At 59.8% G+C, this 17,407-nt stretch carries 12 protein-coding genes and 3 pseudogenes; 6 read left to right on the top strand and 9 right to left on the bottom strand.

All coding sequences use genetic code 11. The features are described 5' to 3' along the window. The first annotated feature begins 37 nt into the window (after window positions 1-37). Together KY495_RS13680 and KY495_RS13675 are read left to right on the top strand one after the other, a co-directional pair. Window positions 38-1,789 carry an ABC transporter ATP-binding protein gene (locus KY495_RS13680; RefSeq protein WP_219879965.1) on the top strand — a complete coding sequence of 584 codons (1,752 nt, stop codon included), beginning with the start codon at window positions 38-40 and terminating at the stop codon, window positions 1,787-1,789. Next, entirely contained in the window at window positions 1,779-3,563 is a 1,785-nt protein-coding gene (locus KY495_RS13675; protein WP_219879964.1) for an ABC transporter ATP-binding protein, read from the top strand. The genes KY495_RS13680 and KY495_RS13675 overlap by 11 nt, the downstream gene beginning before the upstream one ends. Window positions 3,564-4,070: 507 nt before the next feature. On the opposite strand, the gene KY495_RS13670 is transcribed toward KY495_RS13675, so the two are convergent. From KY495_RS13670 to istA, 8 genes are all read right to left on the bottom strand, one after another. Beyond that, on the bottom strand, window positions 4,071-4,400 hold the full coding sequence (locus KY495_RS13670) for a hypothetical protein (protein ID WP_219879963.1): 330 nt from the start codon (window positions 4,398-4,400) through the stop codon (window positions 4,071-4,073). 233 nt (window positions 4,401-4,633) lie between these two features. Next, on the bottom strand, window positions 4,634-5,422 hold the full coding sequence (locus KY495_RS13665; protein WP_219879962.1) for a hypothetical protein: 789 nt from the start codon (window positions 5,420-5,422) through the stop codon (window positions 4,634-4,636). Window positions 5,423-5,646: 224 nt separating this feature from the next. Beyond that, on the bottom strand, window positions 5,647-6,111 hold the full coding sequence (locus tag KY495_RS13660; protein ID WP_219879961.1) for a hypothetical protein: 465 nt from the start codon (window positions 6,109-6,111) through the stop codon (window positions 5,647-5,649). Window positions 6,112-7,082: 971 nt separating this feature from the next. Then, window positions 7,083-8,623 (bottom strand): IS3 family transposase gene (locus KY495_RS13655; RefSeq protein WP_374040953.1). Its coding sequence is split into 2 segments (ribosomal slippage): window positions 7,083-8,167 and window positions 8,167-8,623, totalling 1,542 coding nucleotides; the frame shifts between segments, so codons are not numbered across the junction. A gap of 276 nt (window positions 8,624-8,899) precedes the next feature. Further along, window positions 8,900-9,265 (bottom strand): hypothetical protein, encoded by a 366-nt coding sequence (locus KY495_RS13650; RefSeq protein ID WP_219879960.1) that lies wholly within the window; start codon window positions 9,263-9,265, stop codon window positions 8,900-8,902. Between the two features lie 321 nt (window positions 9,266-9,586). Beyond that, a complete protein-coding gene (locus tag KY495_RS13645) occupies window positions 9,587-10,294 on the bottom strand; it encodes a hypothetical protein (protein ID WP_219879959.1) in 708 nt (235 codons plus the stop codon). 9 nt (window positions 10,295-10,303) lie between these two features. Beyond that, complete coding sequence (gene istB, locus KY495_RS13640) at window positions 10,304-11,089, bottom strand: IS21-like element helper ATPase IstB (RefSeq protein ID WP_219879958.1); 786 nt, start codon at window positions 11,087-11,089, stop codon at window positions 10,304-10,306. After that, window positions 11,086-12,162: an IS21 family transposase gene (gene istA, locus KY495_RS13635; RefSeq protein ID WP_219879957.1), complete on the bottom strand. Its 1,077-nt coding sequence runs from the start codon at window positions 12,160-12,162 to the stop codon at window positions 11,086-11,088. The genes istB and istA overlap by 4 nt, the downstream gene beginning before the upstream one ends. Window positions 12,163-12,219: 57 nt before the next feature. Between istA and KY495_RS13630 the strand changes: the two are divergent. Next, window positions 12,220-13,641 (top strand): annotated as a pseudogene (locus KY495_RS13630) (IS1182 family transposase); the annotation flags it as partial. A gap of 201 nt (window positions 13,642-13,842) precedes the next feature. Here KY495_RS13630 and KY495_RS13625 read toward each other — a convergent pair. Further along, window positions 13,843-14,007, bottom strand: a complete 165-nt coding sequence (locus tag KY495_RS13625; RefSeq protein ID WP_219879956.1) for a hypothetical protein — start codon at window positions 14,005-14,007, stop codon at window positions 13,843-13,845. A 198-nt stretch (window positions 14,008-14,205) separates the two neighbouring features. On the opposite strand from KY495_RS13625, the pseudogene KY495_RS13620 reads away from it, so the two are divergent. The 3 genes and pseudogenes from KY495_RS13620 to KY495_RS13605 form a co-directional block, all read left to right on the top strand. Continuing rightward, window positions 14,206-14,490, top strand: a pseudogene (locus KY495_RS13620) (transposase); the annotation flags it as partial. A 67-nt stretch (window positions 14,491-14,557) separates the two neighbouring features. Beyond that, window positions 14,558-16,035, top strand: a protein-coding gene (locus KY495_RS13610) for an IS3 family transposase (protein ID WP_374040956.1) whose coding sequence is annotated in 2 segments (ribosomal slippage) — window positions 14,558-14,983 and window positions 14,986-16,035 — 1,476 coding nt in all. Because the reading frame shifts where the segments join, the coding sequence is not laid out codon by codon here. A 63-nt stretch (window positions 16,036-16,098) separates the two neighbouring features. Further along, window positions 16,099-17,241 (top strand): annotated as a pseudogene (locus tag KY495_RS13605) (IS1182 family transposase); the annotation flags it as partial. Window positions 17,242-17,407 lie beyond the last annotated feature (166 nt).

Genomic DNA, 17,407 nt, shown 5'->3' with positions numbered 1-17,407 from the left:
CCGTTAATGATTTCTGGCCGTGTCTAAAGGGACAGGAATGAGTTTATCGCGGCTGATCTGGGGGTTTGTGCGGCGCCACTGGGGTTCGTATGTGTCGTCGGCCTTCATGCTCGCCGGCGTCGCCGCCCTCACCGTCCTGATTCCGCGCAAGGTGGGCGCCATGATCGACGCCCTGGCCGCGAACAGTCTCGATCACACCGCCCTCATGCTCGGCATCGCCCAGCTGCTTGGCATGGGCCTGGCGATTTACGTGCTGCGGGTCGGCTGGCGCCTGCGCCTGTACGCGGCGGCCTACCAGCTGGGCGTGGAACTGCGCACGCGCTTTTATGCACGCCTGTCCAGCCAGGGGCCCTCCTTCTACCAGAAGCAGCGCACCGGCGACCTGATGGCCCTGGCCACCAACGACATCGATGCCATTGAAATGGCGGCCGGCGAAGCCATGCTGGCAGGCTTTGACGGCTCGCTTACCCTGCTGATGGTACTGGCGATCATGGTGCTTGGTGTGGACTGGCGCCTGGCCTGCATCGCCCTGCTCCCGTTTCCGCTGATGGCGCTGTCGTTCTGGCACATCTCGCGCCACATGCACGTGGCCTCCACCGATTCGCTGAAACGCTTTTCCAACCTGAACGACCATGTGCAGGAAGCGCTGACCGGGGTGCGCACCCTGCGCGCGCTGGGACTGGAACAGCGCAGCGCCGCCCAGTTCAGCGTGCTGGCCGGCGAAGCGGCACAGGCCAGCCTGGTCACGCAAAAATGGGAAGCGGCCTATGAGCCCGCGGTTGGCTGGACTTTGACCGCCGCCAGCGGCCTGACCCTGGGCCTGGGGGGCTACCTCGTATTGCAGGACCAGCTCACCATCGGCGCCCTGACCAGCTTTACCATGTATTTGGGTCAGCTGATCTGGCCAATGTTCGCAGCCGGCTGGGTACTCTCGCTGATCGAACGCGGCCGCTCGGCGCTGGCGCGGGTGCAGCCTTTGCTCGATGCGCCGCTGTCGGTGGATGACCATGGCACCGAAACGGCACTGGCACCCGGCGCGCTGGTGCTGGACCAGGTCAGTTATACCTACCAGGGCGGCAATACGCCGGCGCTCTCGGGCATTTCGCTGTCGCTAGCGCCCGGCCAGACGCTGGGGCTGGTGGGTCCCACCGGGTCAGGCAAGACCACGCTGCTCAAGGTGATCATGCGCCAGGCCCTGCCCCAAACGGGCAGCGTGACGTGGGGCGGCAAGAGCCTGGACGCCTATACCCTCGCTACCCTGCGCGGCGCGCTGGCATGGGTGCCGCAGGAGTCGTTCCTGTTCTCGTCCACCATCGCCGAGAACATCGCGCTGGCCAGGCCCGGCGCCACCCGCGCCGAGATCGAGCACGCAGCCGACATGGCAGCGATCCACGACGACATCCTGCGCTTCCCGCAGGGCTACGACACGCCGGTGGGAGAGCGCGGCATCACACTGTCGGGCGGCCAGCGCCAGCGCGTGGCGATAGCCCGCTCGCTGCTGGCAGAGAGCACCTTGCTGCTGCTTGACGACGCCCTCTCCGCAGTGGACACAGGAACCGAAACACGCATCCTCGAACATTTGGCCGAACTGCGGCGCGCGCAGCCGGAACGCAGCGCCATCATCGCCAGCCATCGTTTGTCGTCGGTAGTGGACGCCGACCACATCGTGGTGCTGCAGGACGGGCGCATCACCGAAGCAGGCACCCACGAGGAGCTGCTCGCCCAGGGCCGCTGGTACGCAAGCCAGTGGCGCTATCAGCAACTGGAGGCAAGTCTCGATGCAGACTGACAGCTCACCGAAGGCCATGCGCGTGCAGGCAAGGCAGGCCATGGAACTACTGCGGCGCGCCGCTCAGCCTGACCGCCGCCACCTGGGCTGGGCCACGCTGTGGCTGATCATCGCTGCCGCGCTCGAAGTTGCCGGCCCCATTCTCGGCAAGGCGCTGATCGACGACCACCTGCTGCCGCGCGTGCTGGACTGGCAGCGCATGGGGATGCTGCTGGGCGCCATGGTGGTCAGCGGCTGGATCACATCGTGGCTGCGCTATCTGCAGCTGGTGCGCCTGTCAGGGCTGGCCATGCGCTCGGTGCAGCGCCTGCGCGAATGGGTGTTCGGCCATGTCATGCGCCTGCCCATGGCATTTTTCGACCGCGCCGTTACGGGGCAGCTGATCAGCCGCGTGACCAATGACACGGAGGCTGTCAAGACACTTTACATTCAGGTGCTGTTTGCCATCCTGGACAGCCTGATCGTCCTGGTGGGCACCATGATCGCCATGGCCTGGCTGGAATGGCGCCTGATGCTCATCGTACTGGCGCTGGTGCCGGCCGTGGTCGCGATCGTGTTCCTGTACCAGCGCCTGTCGGCACCGGCGGTGACGAAAGCGCGCGCCCTGCGCAGCGAGATCAATGGCCAGATCGCCGAGTCGATTGGCGGCATGAGCGTACTGCAGGCCAATAACGCCCAGGCCCGCTTCGGCAAGCGCTTTGCCGACACCAACCACGGCCACTACAGGGCGCGCCTGGCGGAACTGCGAGCCAATGCCTTGCTGCTGCGGCCCGCCCTCGACTTCCTCAACGTGGTGCTGCTGGCGGTGGTGATCTACAGTTTCGGCCAGCGCGAAATGAATGCAGTGGAAGTGGGCGTGCTGTACGCCTTCATCAGCTACATCGCGCGTGTGGTGGAGCCGCTGATCCAGATCACCATGCAGTTCAGCGGCCTGCAGCAGGCCGTGGTGGCCAGTGCCCGTGTCTCGGCCCTGCTTGACGAGCCAGGTGCGCCCGAGCATGCGAACGGCAAGCTGGCTGCGAGCCACGCGCGGCCACAGGGCGCCGCTGCAGTCTCGATCCGCAACCTGACGTTTGCCTACAACCCGGGCCAGGATGTGCTGCACCAGCTGTCGCTGGAGGTGCCGGCCGGCGCCTTTATCGGCATCGTCGGCCATACCGGCAGCGGCAAATCGACCTTGCTTTCGCTGCTGCTGCGCTACTACCCGGCGCCGCACGGCAGCATCAGCATTGGCGGCGAGGCGCTGGACGACATCGACAACGCCCACTTCCGCGATGCTGTGGGACTGGTGCCGCAGGACCCGTTCCTGCTGGCCGCATCGGCCTTTGAAAACATCGACATGGGACGGGGACTGTCGCAGCAGGCCATCGAAACAGCGGCGCGCGCCGCCCACGCGCACGACTTCATCATGCAGCTGGAAGCCGGCTACCAGACCTCGCTGGGAGAAGGCGGCTCGCGCCTGTCCACCGGCCAGAAGCAGCTCATTGCCATCGCGCGCGCGCTGGCGGGCAACCCGCGCATCCTGCTGCTGGACGAAGCGACTTCGCACATCGACAGCCAGACCGAACAAATTGTGCAGGTCGCGCTCAACGAACTGCGCAAGCGCGTGACGATCATCGCCATCGCCCACCGTCTGTCCACCATACGCGAAGCAGATCGCATCGTGGTACTCAACCATGGGCGCATCGAGGAAGCGGGCACCCACGACGAGCTGATGCAGATCGACTCGGGCCTGTACCAGCGCCTGTACCTGCTGCAGCAGCTGGCGGTGTAGGCGGCAGGTGGCGATTCGATCCTATTGAGGGATCTACCAAGAGTCGTACGGTCGAGTCACTCCAAGTTCAGCGCCTGACTAACCGTCATGGCGCAACGGGTTTGGGACCTACAAAAAAAACCGGTCAACCAAGAGCAGATATCTATGCGCAGCCAGCAGCACATGTCTGCTTATGACAGGCCGCTTGGCCCCCCAAGCGGCCGGGTAATCCCCCGACGCCGGCATTGCATGACTCTGCGATGGCCGTTGTCGTTGACCAGAAGCGGGCTCACCCCCTTAGTTCTGACCAGTTTTGCGTTCGAGGCCGCACCCCGTACCAAGTCTCGCGGCATTCTCCATTAAATTGCAGCTGAGGTAGGGCCGCATACCTGCGTATCCAATGTTTGACCGGAAATCCCTCCCCCCAAAAAAAGTCGACGATCAGTCCACACTGAGTATTTTTGCGGACAAAGATAACCGATCCCAGATCCCGGTATTGATCGAGCGGCACCAGGCGCACTTCCTGATCTACGATAGCGTGACTTGCGGCCAGCGCACCGCCGCGTCGTAGCGGGGCAAGTCGTATGCAAACAGCGCAGAGCGAAGATGAGGCGCGAGTGCCACACCAACTGCTGGACCGAGCAATAGAATCGCAATGGCGGCGATGCGTTGCTTGTACTCGAACCTCCACTTCCACAGCAACCGCACCGCGTAAAAGACGAGGCAGAACAGCACCAGGATAGACGAGGCAATGAGGAAAAATTGACGGTCAGAAGTTGGACGAATGCCGATTAATGCAAAGGCCAGACAACATGCAGCCGATGCGAAGGAAGGAATTCGATAGCGCGATAAAATCATGTAGGTCGTTCAGGCAGCAAGGTTTTTGCCCTGCATAGGGATCTCGACCGGGAATGCAAATTGAACGGCCGGTGGCCAATCTCGGCCGTTCGGCACAGGATAGCAAATTTCCGAACTGAACAGTCGGTGGGATCACGACGGGCAGCTACCGCCCCATACCGGACGCTTGGACAAGCTGCTTTACTCGAACGCGCGGAAATCCGGATGGCCCAGCAGGCAGCCATAATCGATCCTCAACATGGAACGGCTTTCAGCGCTGCTCCGGCAACATTGAACATCACGTTGAGTAGGCGTGTGGTAAGGCGCGCCCGATTCAGAAGCACGTCGGCAAGTAGCAGGGCGACCACGGCCAGCCACGCGCCATAAGCCAGCCCGACGTAATCGCTGAACACGATCGTGTGAAGCCAGTTCTGCTGAAAGAGGTAAACACTAGCGGTGATGACCATCGCCCCGGTCAGCGCGACGGCAGGCAGCAGCAGCTGCAAGGTGGCGCCTCGCCTCGCCACCGCAACCAGCCCCATGACGGCGAATGCCACCGCGTTGGAGGCGGCAAACACGCGGAATTCGCGCTGCAGGCTGGCCGAGACATGAGCATAAGCCGATTCGATAAGTCCTGTCAGCCGCTCCCGCACCTGTAGAAGCGACCGAAGTTGTCGCTCCTCCGATGTCTCGGCCGCAGCCACTAGACGGCGCCGGCATTCGCAATCGGCGCGGGTCATGTCGGCCACCACGTGCGCCACGCGTGCCGGAACATCCCGGCGGATGCGTTCGCGCGCTGCACTAAGCTGATCGTCGGTGTGGCCCAGGGCGCGCTCGGCCAGAGAGATGATCCGGGAATTTATCAGCGCCTCGACACGCTCGCCGGTCCTGTGCTCGACTTCAACGCGGATCACTTCGCGCATCCCTGCTTCGACGAGATGCGGACGCACATAAGAGATCAGCAGCGCGGCGGCGAACATCAACGTTCCAGCGAGGCTCAGGTGAGTGATGGCGCGTTGCAGGTCAAAGCGAAAGATCGTCATGAGTTTTTCCGATTCCTGATGCGTCGAGTGAACTAAGCCGCTCACTCGTGTAAGAAGGATCATGCACATCCAGTGGTTAATTCTTAACGAAACCTCCGTTCTTGAATTGGCTTCCAGTGTCGGTTTGGCCGAACTCGGTTGTTCGCCTCAGCTTAGCGTGTTGCCGAATCGGAAAAGCCACGGACTGTCACGGCAGGCCGCTTCCGCCCCAGAAGCGGACGCTCTCAGTAACGGACATCCTCTGGATTGACTTCCCAAAATGTACTGTTCGAATGACTGCGATCAATGAAGTAATGGTGATTTTTCCGGCCGATGGCATCAATCGCAGCTCGCGCATCGTCCACCGTTTTCCCGTCCGCGTGTTTTAAGAGGCGCTCCAGATGAGGAATCGCGTCTTTTCTCAGAGAGTAGGCACAAAGACCACATGCTCGATAACGAACCAGTGTTGCCTTGTCATTGAGGGCAAGAAGTCCTAGTTTAAAGGCGGCCTCCGACTCGCGCGCGAATTGGATCGCGTGGAAAATCAAGGCGACTCGGCCTTGAGCCTTCTTCGTATGAGGGAAATACTCTGCCAGGAAAGGAACAACGCTGGGGCCTAGCAGTTTGAGCGATGCCCAGGCAGCCTCGTGCGCGCTCGTGCTCGCTGTATCAAACATCTTCAGCGCATGATGTATTTGTGCGTCATCCATAAGTCATTGGGAAGCTGGTTAGCGGAAGGGCTGCTCTTGGCCGTTCTGGGCCGTTCGCGAGCGCTCAGTCTACCGGATGAGTTGCCGCAACCGAAATTTTTGTGGGCACCGGCGAACATACGCGAAAGGCAGGAACCGCCCCTTTGCGGACCTTGGCGACCTCTGAACGGTCGAGTTCAACATTTAGTTGGCCCGACTCTTTGATTCGCCTGCCTCAACCGTCAATTATCTGCCAAGCCTAATCGCGAGAACGATCAACAGAAAGATAGCAAGGGGCAGCATGACGCAGAGCGCCGCTTCTATTCGAGCGAGACCACGAAGCATGTTCTTCCGCCATAGGTATCCAGCGTACCCCACGAGAGTCGGTGTGCCTACGAAAACGGCGAACAGCAAACCGAGTGACGCCGCACCTGACCAGTTTCCCAACAAAGTATGAATAGTGGCAGCGATCAAGGCCCCATAGGAAGCGGCGAGAATTGGCCACATGAATAGGCGTGTATTCAGCATTGGCTCAACTTTGCAAGATACATGATAACCGGACCACATATTGCTTCTTAAAATTCACGGTCGCCTTCAATGATGAGCAGCCGCTTTCGGCCGCAACCAGTTTACCACCTGAACGCCTGTTATCGCCCCATACCGGACGTACCTTTGCTGAGAGATTAGGGCCTCATGTCGGGCGGATCAAAAACTGATCAGTGTTCGTCAACTGTTCCAAGAGGTACGCACACGCCTCGCTTTCAGTTGAGAACGATGCCAGCAACAAAGGCAACCCTCGTTCGATGTACATCACCCGGAATACCCCATTGCCTTCCTCGAGCGAAAACGAGTCGTCGGAAAATCCGTGTCCATATGGCCCGAAGCGATAGTAGCGCGACGAGACACCATGATTGTTTAAGGCCTGCGCAAGCTCCGGTGCGTGTCAAGGTAGTTGTCGCATAAAGCAGTCGTAAAGTTGGTGCCTCCTTTGGTTATGCAGCACGCTGCTGGTCAAGCTTAGACGGCGGGTTGAGCCACACTTTGTCAGGCGCCAGCCAAGCCCTCGGCTGTCGTTTCCAACGCAAAGGATGGCGTGCGCACGCTTCGGCGTAGATAGCTTGCCGCTTCGTCAGAATGGCATTCGCAAGACCGCTGTGCCGCTGCTCTGGCGTGACATAGGACAGCCCGCTATGCAGATGCTCGCCGTTGTACCAAGTGACGAATTTGAGCACCCACTGGCGCGCCAGTTCAATGTCAGCAAATCCATGCGGCGGATAGCCAGGGCTGTACTTGCAGGTGCGAAACCAGGCTTCGATATGGGCGTTGTCGTCCGATACGCCAGGGCGGCTATGCGATGGGGTAATGCCCAGCGTCTCCAGCTTGGACTTAAGCGTATGCGCCTTTTGTGCCGAGCCGTTGTCGGCATGCAGCACCAACGGCTTATCACCCCGCCGGTGTTCGCGCCAGCAGGCCCGTTCAATCAACGCAGCGGCCTCGTCGCCACCTTCACATGCATGCACCTCCCAGGCCACCAGCTTTCGGCTAAACAGGTCGATGACAGCGTACAGATAGAAGAACATGCCGCGGACCTGACTGGGCAGATACGTCACATCCCAGCTCCACACTTCATTGGGACCATGGGCAACGTGGCGCTGCGGTTCAGTCTTCGACGCTGCTTTGGCTCGGCCGCGGTGATGCTGCTCTTGCGCCGCCCTCAGCACCCGGTAGAACGAGGACTCGGAGGCGACGTATACGCCCTCGTCTGCGAGGCGCGGCACAATTTGCGCTGGCGGCAGGTCTGTGAAACGCGGCTCGTGGCAAATGGCCAGTACCTGTTCGCGTTCCTGCTCGCTCAGCTTGTGCGCCGGCTCCGGCCGGACCGCTCCGGGCCTGCCGTCGGCACGTACCGCACCGTCCCGCTGCCACCGTTCATAGGTGCGTGCAGTCAGCCCAAGCTCGGCGCAGGCGGTTTTCAAACGTGCCCCGGCCTGGCGGGCCTGCTCAATATCGGCGACCATCTCTTCGCGCTGTGGCAACGCAATCATGCGTCCTCGCCGTCCGTCCACAGCGCTTCGTACTTTCGGGACAGCACGAGCAGCGCTGCCGTCTCCGCCAACGCCTTCTCCTTGCGCCGCAAGTCCTTCTCCAGCTCGCGAATGCGCTTCTTGTCTGTAGCGCGCTCGGTCGTGGCCGCGCCGCCCTGGCCACCCGCGAGCACTGCGTGCACCTCGGCACGCCAGCGTTCCAGCTGCTCCACCAGCAGTCCCTTGCGACGGCAGTACGCGCCTAATTCTGCTTCGTTCAGTGGTGCCGCCTCCAACACGACAGCGAACTTGTCAGCAGCACTCCACTGTTCCGGATTCTGGCCGTCGCCGGGCACAGCACGACCTTGCTCACGGGCCTGTTTTCGCCACAAATACAGCGTGCCCTCAGGTATTCCAGTCAGCTGCGCTACGTCTGCTACAGGTTTGTTGTGCGGCGCCGCCATCAGGCTCAGCGCATGCTCTTTTTTCTCTTGGGTATATCGTGTCATCGTCAATTCCGTCGCCCCTTGGCGAATTAGAACTCCAAATCAATGGAGGCGACAACTATTTTGACAGAGGGGGGCTCCGTTATGTCCATGATTCCTTGTTCGTGCGTTTAGTCCGCTTTTGTCCGAGGCTGTGTAAAAACGCAAAAACACGAAATATTCATGGGTAGGGTTACCCATTCCCCGCATCGAGAAAATCGCGTAGCGGCCGTTCTGATGGGTCGATTTTTCGTTACGCCGATTTTTTCTGCGTTTTTACACAGCCTCGGCCGACACCCGTTATAGCTCTTCCAGTTTAGCGCGAACGCTTTGATCGTCCAGAACTGAACCTGTCCAAACCAAAGCCTTAGCGGCTCCCGCACCCAGTGCCAGCTCTCTAAGAACACGGCTTTCAACCTGGGTGCAGCCACCCTCGCACATCGCCATTGGCTGAATCAGAATCCGAATCGTCTTGAAAAAAGTCGGACCCTTAATTTGCTTCACGACTGCAGTGACGACCGCATCAGCTTCGCTGAAGGTTCCCACCAGTGCGCGTGGATGGACATACGGACTTCGCGGGCGAAGTTCGACAGACCTGCCGTTCGCGATGTTGCGCCCGTACACATGATGCTCAAAAACCTTCAAATACAAATCGCAAGAAAACATGCCGGCCTGAGAAAAGAATGAAAAAGTGCGACAGCACGACCGACCGCTTTTGGCCGAGGCTGTGTAAAAACGCAGAAAAATTCGCCGCGAGAAAAAAGCGACCTCTCAGAACGGCCCCTACGCGATTTTCTCGGTGCTGGGAATGGTCACCCTACCCATGAAAATTTCGTGTTTTTACGTTTTTACACAGCCTGGGCCGATCTCGGCCGTTCGTTACATGATAGCAGTTGCCGCAACGTAAATCACCAGACGGTCTCGACAGGCAGGTTCCGCCCCACTGCGGTCATCGCCCATCGTTGACTGAAATCGGCGTGTAGGTAGCTACAGCCGTGATCTTGTTGGGACGTGCTCAGCAAGAAATGCGTCAATCATCGGCCGTGTGTACTTGACCTCTGGATCGGTACCTGGCGGATCGCTCTCTCGGTGGTATTCCCCAGCGTCAAACGCCAAGTAGACGGCATTCGTTACAGGCGGAATAGTCCGGTCGTATTCTGCCCAAAACTCTTTTGAAACGCAGACGGTCCAGAGGGCATTTATCACCGCGTCCGCTTCCTCAAATTCTATTTCATTGGCAAAGTATCGCGACGCCACGACATAGGAGAGCTCATCGAGCAGATCAGAGGCGGTTCGCGCAGAATGCATTGCGGCATCCTTCAACAGCGCGTAAGAGACGCAGCCCTTCTGTGCGCTTCGTAAAGCCTTGGATCGGCTGAAGAGTTCGTCATTTTCTATGATTCGTTGGTAGTATTTCCGATGCTCCGCTGCAGGCCGGCTACTGCCGATTGAACTCGACTGCAAATGGGAGCCAGCAGTACGGCTGCTGTCGCCCCAGGCTGTGTAAAAACGTGATCCCATGTAAACGGATTTTCCACGGTAAACGTTGAGCCAGTATCTCATCAATACTGGTGCTGTATGAAACGTTTTATTGAAGGCGAGGACCGTGGACAAGGCTGTCAACGGCGATTTAAAATTGATACAGTTTTCGTAGTGCCAGCGATTTAAAACTGATACACCGCCGTCGCTGAACACAGTCCGTGCTCAGGCAATTTCCGCCACCTCATTCCCTCTCACCATCCCGGCCTGGCGCTGGTGCTTCAGCCGGTAGCTTTCACCGGCGATCGGCACGATGTGCGCATGATGGAGCAGCCGGTCCAGTAGTGCGGCAGTCAGTGTCGTATCCTGCGCAAACGTCGTGTCCCACTGGCCGAACGGCAGGTTGCTGGTCACGATCAGACTGCTGCGTTCGTACAGCGCTGCGATCACCTGGAAGAACAGGTTGGCTTGTTCCCGGTTCATCGGCAGGTACCCAATCTCGTCGATGATCAGCAGCCGATACGACCTGATGGCCCTGTGCATCACCGCCTTAAGGTTGTTTTGCGTATGCGCCGTCGTTAAGGCCAGCAGCAGATCGGCAGCCGTGGTGAAGCGCGTCTTGATGCCTGCTTGCGTTGCCTTGTAGCCCAATGCCATGGCGAGGTGTGTCTTGCCCACGCCGCTGGGCCCGACCAGCACCACGTTCTCGTGCCGCTCCACGAAGCCCAAGCCGGCAAGCTCCTCGATCTGGCTGCGCTTTACGCCCTTGGCAAAGTCGTAGTTAAACTCGTCCAGCGTTTTCACCACCGGGAAGCCCGCCAGCCGGGTCATCGTGCTTTGCTTCCGTACGTTGCGCCCTGCAGCTTCTTCCTTCAGCAGCCCCTCAAGGAAGTCGCTGTAGCCCATCTCCTGCTTGGCCGCCTTCTGGGTGGCGGCGCCGTAGCCCTGCGCCACGAACGGCAAGTTCAGGCTCTCGCATAACGCCGCGATGCGCTCATGCTGCAGATTCATGCCGCCACTCCATCAGTCACCCGGGCCAACAGCGCGTCGTACACGTGCAACGGATGCTGCAGCGGCGATGGCTGCGCGATCCGGTTAACCACCACCGGTGGTCGTGGCACCACAGGCGGCGCTGCGGGCTGCGGCCGAGCCGCAGCGATGTCCGCGCGCCATGGCGCTGGCAGCGCTTGCAAGTGCACCACCTCGCGCTTGAGCGCCTCGGCTGGCACCTCCCTCGTCGTGCCGTGGACCCGCACGTTGGCCACGTCCCGCAACCAGTGCGCCACCTCCACGTTGGCGGTCACGACATCGAGCTTCTGCCCGCTTTGCGCCAGGCGGCTCGCCAGCGGAACATAGAACGAGCGGCGCAGGTAGCCGTTGAAGCGCTCGACTTTGCCCTTGGTCTTGGCCCGGTACGGCTGGCACAGCTTGATGACGAAGCCGCTATGCTTGGCGTAGTCCAGAAAGCCAGAATGGAATCGGTGCTCGCCGTCGCCGTACGCGTCGCGCTCCAGCACAACGGTCTTCATGTTGTCGTACAGGACCCGCCTGGTGACACCGCCAAATGCAGCGAAGGCGCGCTCGTGGCAGCCGATCAGGGTTTCCACCTTCATGTTGCTGACGAACTCCACGTAACTGGCCCGGCTATATCCCAGGGTCGCGCAGAAAGCGTGCAGTGGGGCGCTACCCTTGCGGAACTCGACCCAGTCGACCTGCAGCTGCTCGCCCATCGCCGTCTCGAAGCGCACCACTGGGTCTGCCGGCGGTTCTGGCCGCAGCCTGCGCATGAAGGCGCGCAGCTGGCTCATACCGCCCTGGTAGCCGCGTGCCGCGATCTCGCGGTACAGCACCGTCGCGGGGATCACGTCTGGCTGGGCGGCCTGGTGCCGATCCCGCAGGTACTGCTCAAATTGCCCCAGCTTCGTCGGACGCGCCACTTTGCGTTCGTACTTCGGCACAGCTTCCAGGGCTAGGTGCCGACGCACCGTATTCACCGCGCAGCCCACTTCGGCGGCGATCTGCCGCAGGCTTAACCCATGCTTCTTCAATAGTTGGATTTCCACGTACACCTCTTTGGGTTTCAAGGCCGCTCCGCAAAGCGACCATCTTCTCAAACTGGTGTATCAGTTTTCAATCGCTGCCTGTGTCAGTTTACAATCGCTGCTGACAAAGGCACGCTACTCCCCGAGCTTTTGGACGACTACGTAACCGAGGACAACCCTGTCCGCGTAGTCGATATCTTCGTTGAAGAACTTGACCTGGCCGCGCTGGGCTTTGCACGAGTTCTCCCAGCAAAGACAGGGCGGCCTGCCTATCACCCCGCTGTGCTCCTGAAGCTCTACATCTATGGCTACCTCAACCGCATCCAGTCGAGCCGCCGGCTCGAGCGCGAAGCGCAGCGCAACGTGGAACTGATGTGGCTGACCGGCCGCCTAGCTCCCGACTTCAAAACTATCGCGAACTTCCGGAAAGACAATGGCAAGGCCATCCGCAGTGTTTGCCGGCAGTTTATCGTGCTGTGCCAGCGACTCGATCTGTTTCAAGATGCGGTAGTGGCTATCGACGGCAGCAAGTTCAAGGGCGTCAACACCAGTGACCGCAATTTCACGCACGGGAAACTCAAGCGTAGGATGGAAGAGATCGAAGCAAACATTGGCCGCTACTTAGCAGAACTGGACACCGCCGATCGGCAGGCACCGGCGACGGCACAAGCACGATCGGTGCGTTTAAACGAGAAAATCGCGGCGATGAAGGGACAGATGGCCGAGCTTAAGAAAGTCGAAGCACAGCTGCAAGCCTCTGGCGAAACGCAAATCTCGCTGACCGATCCCGATGCACGGTCAATGATCACGCGCGGTGACGGCATCGTTGGGTACAACGTGCAAACTGCCGTCGACGCCAAGCATCATCTCATCGTTGAACACGAAGTTACGAACATCGGCAACGACCGCGATCAACTCTCTGTCATGGCTAAGAAAGCTCGCGCTGCGATTGGTACCGCCAAGTTGACGGCAATCGCCGACCGCGGCTACTTCAAAGGCGAAGAAATCCTGGCATGCCGCGAGGCCGGTATTGAACCGTTGGTCCCTGCGACCAAGACCTCCAACGCCAAGGCGGAGGGCCGCTTCGACAAGGCTGATTTCATCTACGATCAGCAGAAGAATGAATACCGGTGCCCGGCGGGTCAATCGCTGATCTGGCGCTTTGCCTGCGTCGAAAAGGGTATGACGCTCAACCGTTACTGGAGCTCGAATTGCAAGGGCTGCCCGCTCAAGGACAAGTGCACGCCGAGCCAGGCGCGACGCGTGACGCGCTGGGAACACCAGGGCGTGCTCGATGACATGCAGGTTCGTCTTGAGCAGCAGCCCGAGACCATGCGCATTCGTCGCTGCACAGTCGAGCACCCGTTCGGAACCATTAAGTCATGGATGGGGGCAACGCACTTCCTGACCAAGGGGTTAGAGCGCGTGAGGACCGAGATGAGCCTGCATGTGCTCGCCTATAACTTCAAACGATTGCTCGCGGTATTGGGCATGACCAGGATCATCGAAGCAATAAGGGCGCAAGCCCTATTTATGACTCTGCTACGCGTCGTATGGGCCTTTGCGATGCTGATGATCCCGCTAGGTCCGGGAAAAACTCCGCTGGCCTTAAGGGCCTGCGGCGGCCTCCAGGTGAACCCTTAAAGGTAAAATGTGGGTACTGGAGTTAGTGCGTCTGTTTTTACACGGCCTGGCCCCAAAGCGGACCTCCAGTTAGCATGCTTACGAACGCGCTTTCTTCAACGACTCCTGCAACTTCGCAATGAGGGCTTCGACTTCGTTTTCGGAGAGATCTAATGGATCGCCATGCGAGCCTACCGCGATAACACAAATGGCAGAGCCGTCGTACCAAGCGTCCAAACGGTCTTGCTCAAAGAGCTGAGGCATTGCAGTTCCTTGCGTGAGTGTGGGTCCGCTTCTGGGCCGATCTCGGCCGTTCGTCACATGATAGCAGTTGTCGAAAGGTAAAGTATCAGACGGTCTCGACAGGCAGCTTCCGCCCCAGGCTGTGTAAAAACGTGATCCCATGTAAACGGATTTTCCACGGTAAACGTTGAGCCAGTATCTCATCAATACTGGTGCTGTATGAAACGTTTTATTGAAGGCGAGGACCGTGGACAAGGCACGCTACTCCCCGAGCTTTTGGACGACTACGTAACCGAGGACAACCCTGTCCGCGTAGTCGATATCTTCGTTGAAGAACTTGACCTGGCCGCGCTGGGCTTTGCACGAGTTCTCCCAGCAAAGACAGGGCGGCCTGCCTATCACCCCGCTGTGCTCCTGAAGCTCTACATCTATGGCTACCTCAACCGCATCCAGTCGAGCCGCCGGCTCGAGCGCGAAGCGCAGCGCAACGTGGAACTGATGTGGCCCCCCTGTGCCAATATAACTTGAGACACCTACCCGATTAATTTAGAGTACAGCGGTAGGTCCCCAAATGCACAACCGAAAGCATCAAATTAGCACTCCAGTAGCTCCCCCGGACACCACCGACGTGTCGCCTTCCGAAGCGCAACGGCCAGACCCCGAGGTCGTCCCAACTGCCAAGCGGCGCGCTTTCTCCAAGGCCGAGAAACTGCGCATTCTGGCCGCCGCTGACGCCTGCGTGGCGCCCGGCGACATCGGCGCGTTGCTGCGTCGGGAAGGCATCTACTCGTCCCACCTGGCGACGTGGCGCAAGCAGCGTCAAGCTGCAGGCGAGGTCGCCGCTCTGGAGCGCAAGCGCGGCCCAAAAGCTGATCCCGCTGCCGCCCAGACGCGGCGCGTGCTGGAGCTGGAAAAAGAAGTAGAACGCCTGCGCGCGAAGCTGGTCAAGGCCGACTTGATTATCGACGTCCAAAAAAAACTTTCCACTCTGCTGGGTCTGAGCACCAGCGACACACCGAGCGAGCCGAAGTGATTAATGCCGCCAACAGCCTGGGTGAGCAGGTCGGCCTGGCCGCTGCGTGTCGCGCCTTGCGTCTGCCACGCAGCGCCCTGTATCGCGACCGCGCCGCGCGCCACATCTGCCTGTTGCCGCCCCCTGTCGCGACAGCACCAGCGAGGCGGCCTCCGCTGGCGCTGTCGGAACTGGAGCGCCGCGTCGTACTTGACGTGCTCAACAGCCCGCGCTTCGCCAATTGCGCGCCTGCAGCCATCCACGCCCAGTTGCTCGACGAAGGGCGCTATGTGGCCTCGGTACGCACCATGTATCGCTTGCTGCAGGGCTGCGCCGCCGTGCGCGAGCGGCGCAACCAACTACGCCATCCAGAGTACGCCAAGCCCGAGCTGCTGGCCGTGGTGCCCAATCAAGTCTGGAGCTGGGACATCACGAAACTGAAGGGGCCGGTCAGAGGAACCTGTTTCCATCTGTACGTCATACTCGACATCTTCAGCCGCTACGTCGTCGGCTGGATGGTGGCCGAGCAGGAAACCGCCGAATTGGCCGAGCAACTCATCGCCAACACCGCCGCTAAGGAATGCATCTCGCCGGGCGCGCTGACGTTGCATGCCGACCGAGGCAGCAGCATGCGCTCTAAGCCAGTGGCCACGCTGCTGTCCGATCTAGGCATCGCCAAGTCGCACAGCAGGCCCTACGTCTCCGACGACAACCCGTACTCGGAGGCGCAGTTCAAGACCATGAAGTACCAGCCCGGATTCCCAGCACGTTTTGGCTCGCTGGCTGACGCGCGCGCTCACTGCGCCACGTTCTTCACTTGGTACAACCAGCAGCATCGCCATTCCGGCATCGGAATGATGACGCCCGAGAGCGTCCACACCGGTCGCGCGATCGAAGTACGCAAGCAACGACAAGCCACTCTGGCAGATGCATTCCAGCGCACGCCGAACCGTTTCAAACACCGCATGCCGCAGCCGCAGAAGCTACCAACGGCAGCATGGATTAACCCACCGGCGATGGAGACGAAAGCTGCCTGAGATCCGAGATTTAGACTCTCACCAATTCAACCAGGTGTTTCAAAATCATTGACACGCTCCGGGCTGACCGGCCGCCTAGCTCCCGACTTCAAAACTATCGCGAACTTCCGGAAAGACAATGGCAAGGCCATCCGCAGTGTTTGCCGGCAGTTTATCGTGCTGTGCCAGCGACTCGATCTGTTTCAAGACGCGGTAGTGGCTATCGACGGCAGCAAGTTCAAGGGCGTCAACACCAGTGACCGCAATTTCACGCACGGGAAACTCAAGCGTAGGATGGAAGAGATCGAAGCCAACATTGGCCGCTACTTGGCAGAACTGGACACCGCCGATCGGCAGGCACCGGCGACGGCACAAGCACGAGCGGTACGTTTGAGTGAGAAAATCGCGGCGATGAAGGGACAGATGGCCGAGCTTAAGAAAGTCGAAGCACAGCTGCAAGCCTCTGGCGAAACGCAAATCTCGCTGACCGATCCCGATGCTCGTTCAATGATCACGCGCGGTGCTGGCATCGTTGGCTACAACGTGCAAACTGCCGTCGATGCCAAGCATCACCTCATCGTTGAGCATGAAGTCACCAACGTCGGCAACGACCGCGATCAACTCTCCGTCATGGCTGAGAAAGCACGCGCTGCAATTGGCACTGACAATTTGACGGCAATCGCCGACCGCGGCTACTTCAAAGGCGAAGAAATCCTGGCATGCCGCGAGGCCGGTATTGAACCGTTGGTCCCTGCGACCAAGACCTCCAACGCCAAGGCGGAGGGCCGCTTCGACAAAGCTGATTTCATCTACGATCAGCAGAAGAATGAATACCGGTGCCCGGCGGGTCAATCGCTGATCTGGCGCTTTGCCTGCGTCGAAAAGGGTATGACGCTCAACCGTTACTGGAGCTCGAATTGCAAGGGCTGCCCGCTCAAGGACAAGTGCACGCCGAGCCAGGCGCGACGCGTGACGCGCTGGGAACACCAGGGCGTGCTCGATGACATGCAGGTTCGTCTTGAGCAGCAGCCCGAGACCATGCGCATTCGTCGCTGCACAGTCGAGCACCCGTTCGGAACCATTAAGTCATGGATGGGGGCAACACACTTCCTGACCAAGGGGTTAGAGCGCGTGAGGACCGAGATGAGCCTGCATGTGCTCGCCTATAACTTCAAACGATTGCTCGCGTTATTGGGCATGACCAGGATCATCGAAGCAATAAGGGCGCAAGCCCTATTTATGACTCTGCTACGCGTCGTATGGGCCTTTGCGATGCTGATGATCCCGCTAGGTCCGGGAAAAACTCCGCTGGCCTTAAGGGCCTGCGGCGGCCTTCCGGTGAACCCTTAAAGGTAAAATGTGGGTACTGGAGTTAGTGCGTCTGTTTTTACAC

Origin of the sequence: Massilia sp. PAMC28688 (genome assembly GCF_019443445.1) — a bacterium.
Classification (GTDB): domain Bacteria; phylum Pseudomonadota; class Gammaproteobacteria; order Burkholderiales; family Burkholderiaceae_D; genus Telluria_A.
The sequence above is the reverse complement of the archived record's forward strand: the minus strand, read 5'-3'. Positions and strand labels throughout refer to the sequence as shown.